Origin of the sequence: Sphingorhabdus sp., from assembly GCF_044354325.1 — a bacterium.
In the GTDB taxonomy this organism is placed as follows: Bacteria; Pseudomonadota; Alphaproteobacteria; order Sphingomonadales; family Sphingomonadaceae; genus Sphingorhabdus_B.
Window position 1 is genome coordinate 1 of sequence record NZ_JBILAF010000150.1, and the last position, 3,917, is coordinate 3,917.

Below are 3,917 nucleotides of genomic sequence, written 5' to 3' on the forward strand. Positions count from 1 at the left end.
GACAAACAGTTCGGTGACGGCATCTTCGTCCTTCGTCGCCATACCCGCGCGGCCCTTGCCACCACGGTTTTGTGCGCGGAAAGCCGCCAGTGCGGTGCGTTTGATATAGCCGCCATGGGTGACGGTGACGACCATTTCCTCACGCTCCATGAGGTCTTCGTCATCAAGACCGTCCCAGCTTGCGGTGATTTCGCACAAGCGCGGCGTCGAAAATTCGGCGTCAATGGCGACCAGCTCTTCACGCAGAACCGCGTACAGCTTTACGCGGTCGCCCAAAATTGCGAGATATTCTGCGATACTCTCGGCAAGACCCTGAAGTTCTTTGCCAATTTCATCACGGCCAAGCGCCGTCAGACGGTGCAGGCGCAGTTCAAGAATGGCGCGCACCTGAAGCTCCGACAATTGGTAGCTGTCGCCCGTAATTTCGGTTTCAACGGCTTCCACCAATTTGATGTACGACGCGATTTCGGCAATCGGCCATTTGCGCGCGATCAAGGCGGCGCGCGCTTCGGCCGGGCTGGCCGAAGCGCGAATGATGCGGACGACTTCGTCCAAATTGGTGACGGCAACGACAAGTCCAAGCAACAAATGCGCACGTTCGCGCGCTTTGTTCAGTTCGAACTTCGTCCTGCGGGTGATAACCTCTTCACGGAAGCGGATGAATGCCTCAATGATATCGCGTAGGTTGAGGACTTCGGGCCGTCCGCCGCGAATGGCGAGCATATTGGCCGGGAAGCTCGATTGCGCCTGTGTATGGCGCCACAACTGGTTGAGCACCACATCTGTGGTCGCATCACGCTTCAGATCGATGACGATGCGTACGCCCTTGCGGCTGGATTCATCGCGAATGTCGGAAACGCCCTCAATGCGCTTATCCTTCGCGGCTTCGGCGATTTTTTCGACCAAAGCGGATTTGCCGACCTGAAACGGAATGCTCGTCAGGACGATAGAGCGACGATCGCCTTTTCCTTCTTCAATCTCATGGCGGGCGCGCTGCATGATGGAGCCCTTGCCTTCGCGATAGGCCGAACGTGCGCCGCCGGTACCAAGGATCAATGGCCCGGTGGGAAAATCAGGGGCAGGGACGATCTCGATCAGCTCATCAATGGAGATGGCCGGATTATCGATATACGCCAAACAGGCCTTGATCACTTCGCCGAGATTGTGTGGCGGGATGTTGGTGGCCATGCCGACGGCAATACCGCCAGCGCCGTTGACCAACAGGTTGGGGAAACGTGCGGGCAAAACCTGCGGTTCTTCGCGGCTGCCGTCATAATTGGGTTGGAAATCAACGGTGTCTTTGTCGAGGTCATCCAACAGCGCATTGGCGACCTTGTTCAACCGTGCTTCGGTGTACCGCATCGATGCTGGCGGATCAGGGTCCATCGAACCGAAGTTACCTTGACCATCGATCAATGGCACGCGCATCGACCAATCTTGCGTCATACGGGCAAGGGCATCGTAAATCGCGCTGTCGCCATGCGGGTGATAGTTGCCCATGACGTCGCCGACAATCTTGGCCGATTTGCGATAGGGTCGGCCAGCGACAAAGCCGCCTTCCTGGCTTGCGAACAATATGCGGCGGTGAACGGGCTTAAGGCCGTCACGTACATCAGGCAGGGCCCGGGATACAATGACCGACATCGCATAATCGAGGTAGCTCGACTTCATTTCATCGACGATGTCGACTGGCGAAATGTCCGATGGGTCCATTGTAACTATGTCGTCGCTCACAGCGCGAAAATCCTTATATTTTTTGGGTCACTAAGCCATAGACCCAAGTCGGTCATATGGCCACAAGCGACTGCCCAAATAGGGGTGTTTTCTACAGCTTATCCACAGATTCACGCCCGCTGGGCTATCAGGGGGCGACGACGCTGCCATCATAAGCGAAAATCTGGCCGCTTTGCTCAGGGTTTAGCCCTGAAAGCACGGCAAGCATATCCGCAGCAGCGCGGGCAGGGATGAAGCGTTCATGCGCCGGATTGCCCTTAAATGGCGCGCTCAGCTGCGTTTCGACGGTGCCGGGATGCAGGGCGACCACAATAGATTGCGTATTTTTGCGCTGCCATTCGATCGCAATGTTGCGGATGAACATATTGAGCGCGGATTTCGATGCGCGATAACTATGCCATCCGCCAAGGCGATTGTCCGAGATGCTGCCCACGCGGGCGGAAAGCGCCGCAAAGCAGACCGGGCCTTGCTTGGCCATGATCGGCAGAAAATGTTTCGCCACCAAAGCGGGGCCAACCGCATTGATGCGGTAATTTTCGATCATCCATTCAGGATCAAGCTCGCGCAGGCTTTTTTCCGGCCCTTTGGCAGCTGTGTGCAGCAACCCAGTGGCCACGATGACCAATTGCGGCACTGTGCCCGCCAAATCGCGCGCTGCGGCGGCTATGCTTGCCTCGTCCAATATGTCGATTGCCGGCGCGCTTGCGCGATGCAGCCGAATGACGCGGTCATATTGATCGCCCGCATCCAAAGCATCGGCCAGCGCGGCACCAATGCCACCACGTGCGCCAATTATAACTGCGGTGCGTTCTGGCACTTGAATTTTCCTCTGGTTCGTTCAACGGGAATTCATGCGACTGCGCTATGTCAATTGCACTGAAGATGGCAAGGTCCTATACACGACGTTAACCAAAGCCCACGGCAATACACCACTAGTCCCGGAGAGTTAAATGAAGCTGGTTTCAAAATTTGCCCTTGCACTTTCATTCGCCGCTATAACCGCTGCGCCTGCTTTTGCGCAGTCCAATGAAAAGCCCAAAAAGGAAAAAAAGGGGAAGGAAGCTACGCCTGCGGCTCCCAAAAGAAATTATTCCAAGCCGTTCATCGCGGCGTACATGCCCGTCGCCAATCTTTTGAACAAAACCAAGGATGCAGCAGCAGCGAAGGTTGAATTTCCGAAGGTTCTTGCCGCCATTGCCAATGATGACGACCGTTATGAAGCGGGCGTATTGGCGGTCAACATCGGCGCTTTGGCTAAAGACACCGCATTGCAGGATCAGGGTATCGATCTGTTGCTCGCTTCTGCGACGACGCCTGTTGAAATGAAGCAGACATATACGTTCCGCAAGGGCGCAATTGCTTATGATGGCAAGCGATTTGCTGACGCTGAAAAGAATATGATTGATGCGTTCAACCTGGGTTACCGCGCCAACAATATCGAGTTTCTGATTTCCAACGCCATGTCGCAGCAGAATAAAGATGCTGACGCTATCGTTTGGATCAGCAAGGCCATCGCCGCGAGCAAGGCAGCCGGACCGGTTAACAAAGCCTATGTCGTTCGTGCCGCCAACCTGTCTGCGAAGGCGAAGGATTATGCTGGTGCTGCCAATTTCTACAAAGATTTGGTGATCGCCGAGAATAACCCCGATTTCTGGCATGATGCCCTTGCGTTCTTCAACCGTTCGCTCAACACGAACCCTGAAGAGTCGCTTGATCTCATGCGCTTGATGCGCGCGACCAATGGGTTGCGCTTTCAACAAGAATATGCCGAATATCTCGACAGCTTAAGCTATATCGGTGTGCGGTATCCGGCAGAGGCTGTGTCTGTATTGGACGAAGGCTTTGCAAAGGGCATCATCTCACGGAACAATGTGACCTTCAGTGAGCGTTACAATGAAGCCAAGGGCCGTTTGGCGGAAGACACCCGTACATTGGCGGGAACGATCGCACCGGCAAAAGCCAGCCCCAGAGCCATGCTGGCGACCCTGACAGGCGACTCATTCTTCTCACACAAGGAATATAAGACAGCCAAGGATCTGTACGAGACCGCTTTAAGTAAGGGGCCAGTGCTGGATAAGGATGGCGGAAACCAGACCGACCGCACCCGCTTCCGCCTTGCCATGTCGAAAGCCATGCTCGGCGATTATGCTGGCGCGAAAGCCGACTTTGCGCAGATCACCGGT

General features: G+C 55.3%; 3 protein-coding genes. 1 reads left to right on the plus strand and 2 read right to left on the minus strand.

What is annotated here, in order from left to right; all coding sequences use genetic code 11:
• Together ACIQ0G_RS10515 and ACIQ0G_RS10520 are read right to left on the minus strand one after the other, a co-directional pair.
• The coding region (locus ACIQ0G_RS10515) for a DNA topoisomerase (ATP-hydrolyzing) (protein WP_397577861.1) at nucleotides 1-1,713 on the minus strand (1,713 nt) is incomplete at its 3' end.
• 148 nt (nucleotides 1,714-1,861) lie between these two features.
• On the minus strand, nucleotides 1,862-2,557 hold the full coding sequence (locus ACIQ0G_RS10520; protein WP_397577862.1) for an SDR family oxidoreductase: 696 nt from the start codon (nucleotides 2,555-2,557) through the stop codon (nucleotides 1,862-1,864).
• A gap of 127 nt (nucleotides 2,558-2,684) precedes the next feature.
• Between ACIQ0G_RS10520 and ACIQ0G_RS10525 the strand changes: the two genes are divergently transcribed.
• A partial coding sequence (locus tag ACIQ0G_RS10525; RefSeq protein WP_397577860.1) for a hypothetical protein occupies nucleotides 2,685-3,917 on the plus strand: 1,233 nt, incomplete at its 3' end.